The organism is Thomasclavelia sp. (genome assembly GCF_017889095.1).
Classification (GTDB): domain Bacteria; phylum Bacillota_I; class Bacilli_A; order Erysipelotrichales; family Coprobacillaceae; genus Thomasclavelia.
In genome coordinates this window covers 1-2,644 of sequence record NZ_JAGHEW010000344.1, presented here as the reverse complement: position 1 = coordinate 2,644, position 2,644 = coordinate 1, and the positions used below count along the sequence as shown (strand labels likewise).

The following is a 2,644-nucleotide window of genomic DNA, read 5'->3' as shown; positions in this document are numbered from 1 at the left end:
TCCCATTACAATTAATTGCTTATTATGCAGCTAAATTAAAAGGTTGTGACGTTGATAAACCTCGTAACTTAGCTAAATCAGTTACTGTTGAATAAAAGATAACAAGAACCCGATTGGGTTCTTGTTTACTTATTAAGACATCAAATATTACTGTTAAACAAATATGTCGGCTATGAAAAAGAAATTACAATCTGATTTAAATACATCTTATGTTACTGTTAAACGGATATGCCTAGCGAAAATGTATACACAAAATCTACATTTAAATACATCTTATGTTACTGTTAAACTATAGCAAATAAACCATTTTGATAAAATCATAACAATCTAAACTCTAGATAAATCAAAGATTTATCTTAATTTTACCAGCTAACTTTTAGTTTAGCTTATTTTTCATACTTTTTCTTTATTTCCTTAGAAAAATAATGGTTTTAGGAAAATAATCAAATTATTTTGCTGGTATTTTTTTATTATTTGATTACTTATTTTAATAACGATACATTCCCCACCAGTTTGTTAATAATTTCTCTAATTTAATTGCATCAAAAATTCTCTACAAACACCACAAGGCATTCAACTTCCTTCATCAAATGGAGCCCGATCTCTAAATGCGATTAATCGCTTTATAACAGTTTGACCGCTATTAATATCCATATTCAGCGCTGCTATTCTTTTGGCACATAAATCCAAAACACCACCACAGCTTTCAATACAAAAACCTGTATATATTTCACCATTTTCACTTTTTATTGCACATACAACATATTGGGCATAGATATAAGGTGATACCTCTTTTGGATCATACCGTTCCTTAGCTTTTAAATACATTTTTCGTCAAATATCTATATAAATAAAATCCTAAAAATTTTATTTATTGATTCGTGTGTAAACCATTAAAATACTTAATTTAGAATTTCTTCATTTATTTTAGCAGCATAATTTTTTCTATCTATATTTACAATTGGTACAATATCTTCATCATCAAATAAATCCAATAATGTATTAGCATCACTATTTTGTTTTAAATCTAATTCTTCTTTATAAAGTGGAAATAATTGATAAAAATTTATTTTTCCTTTAGTTTCCATTTTAAAATCTAATTGGTCATAATCCTTATTTAAAGCATTTAATAACATCATACTACAAAACTTGGTGTTACTAGCATAAAAACTATTTTCTTGATCTGATGAAACTGTATGGCCATATCCTAACCAAGTATCATATTGAATTGGCAATCGAGCTAATACTTTAAGTTGTCGAATTGGCCAATAGTCCTCTTCTCTATTTGATTTTATATTCCAGGTTGGCGGTAAATATAAAACTAGCTCTGCTCTTTCTAGTTCATATTGTTTAAATTCTTTTGGGACATTCATTTTATATGCACCCATTCCCATTGTAATTAATTTATAATAATTATTACTTGCTGTTGGTGGAATAATTATTATATCTAAATGAATATCTGGTGAAACAATTTCATGAAAAACTTCATTATAATCACCAAATTGTTCTTCAATATACTTTTCATACAAATCTAATTCTTTTTCTGTATATAAATACATATTTGATTCTTGCTTTTTAAATTTATCAAATATTTTCATTCTTTTTAATTCCTTCTTACATATTTAAACTTATTTAGTTGATAAACAGCAAAATATTATTATTAATTTGATATATTTATCTTTTTGCATTAGAAATTTTTCTTTCAAATATTAAAATAATTTCTTCAGTTCTAACATAAGGTATAGTGCCTATTGGAGGACTACCAACTGTAGTGACATTCCTACTTGATACATTGGGAATAACTGATTTTAATCTCCAACCTAATACTGAATATTCTAATAAAACAGTTTTGAGTTTTTCAATATCAATCGTACCTTTTAATTTATCATGGACAACACATACATCGTATTCATACTGATCGTTTATTTCAGTTAAATTAACCGCATTACTATTTTCTTTACGATCATTGATTATTTTATCAATCAGCTTTGATGAATAAGTAATTGATTCTTTTCGATCGTTTTCACTATCGATGATTTTATTCGAGATATTTTTATTAGTAAATTCAGCTTTTATTGATAAATAAGCATTATTTAAAAATCTTTTTATTTGGTTTTTGTATTCATCTTTAGTTGAATATTGATTTAATTCTTTTAAAACAATCTCTAATCTTTCATTTAATTCATCAGGTGATTTTGCATTTTGAAGTCTTGTCAACATTATTTCAATTTTATTATAACAAGCGTGGCATATTTCAAGATCGGTATTTATTATTTTATTTCTACCATTTAAGCCACCTATTTTTTTGTTGCATAATGCACATCTTTCCATATTAATTTATCCCTTCGATAGTTTTATAAAAAAGAGAATTTAAAAATAGCAAGTTTAAAGTTATTCCAAAATAACTGTAATAACTCTAATTTGTTATTATAAGATATAGAAAACGACTTATTTCTAGATAGGAATTCGCCATGCTTTTGCCCATGCCTTTACATCATCTTTTAATTCTTCACTAAATCCATCTAAATCATCAATAGTAATAGCTTTATCTGCCAATAATGAGACAATATTTTCAATCATTTTCGATCTTCTCATATCAACTACTACACCAACACTCTTTTTATTCTGAAATATTCTTTCTTCC

The 2,644-nt window shown here is 26.0% G+C and carries 4 protein-coding genes and 1 pseudogene; 1 reads left to right on the top strand and 4 read right to left on the bottom strand.

Annotated features, from left to right (window positions below; genetic code table 11):
* The coding region (locus J7M77_RS16945) for a glucosamine--fructose-6-phosphate aminotransferase (RefSeq protein ID WP_367237036.1) at positions 1-95 on the top strand (95 nt) is incomplete at its 5' end.
* A gap of 478 nt (positions 96-573) precedes the next feature.
* Here J7M77_RS16945 and J7M77_RS14775 read toward each other — a convergent pair.
* The 4 genes and pseudogenes from J7M77_RS14775 to J7M77_RS14760 all read right to left on the bottom strand — a co-directional run.
* A complete protein-coding gene (locus tag J7M77_RS14775) occupies positions 574-828 on the bottom strand; it encodes a hypothetical protein (protein WP_296879948.1) in 255 nt (84 codons plus the stop codon).
* A gap of 74 nt (positions 829-902) precedes the next feature.
* A complete protein-coding gene (locus J7M77_RS14770; RefSeq protein ID WP_296879946.1) occupies positions 903-1,598 on the bottom strand; it encodes a suppressor of fused domain protein in 696 nt (231 codons plus the stop codon).
* A 76-nt stretch (positions 1,599-1,674) separates the two neighbouring features.
* Positions 1,675-2,331 (bottom strand): hypothetical protein, encoded by a 657-nt coding sequence (locus J7M77_RS14765; protein ID WP_296879944.1) that lies wholly within the window; start codon positions 2,329-2,331, stop codon positions 1,675-1,677.
* 123 nt (positions 2,332-2,454) lie between these two features.
* Positions 2,455-2,644, bottom strand: a pseudogene (locus J7M77_RS14760) (hypothetical protein); the annotation flags it as partial.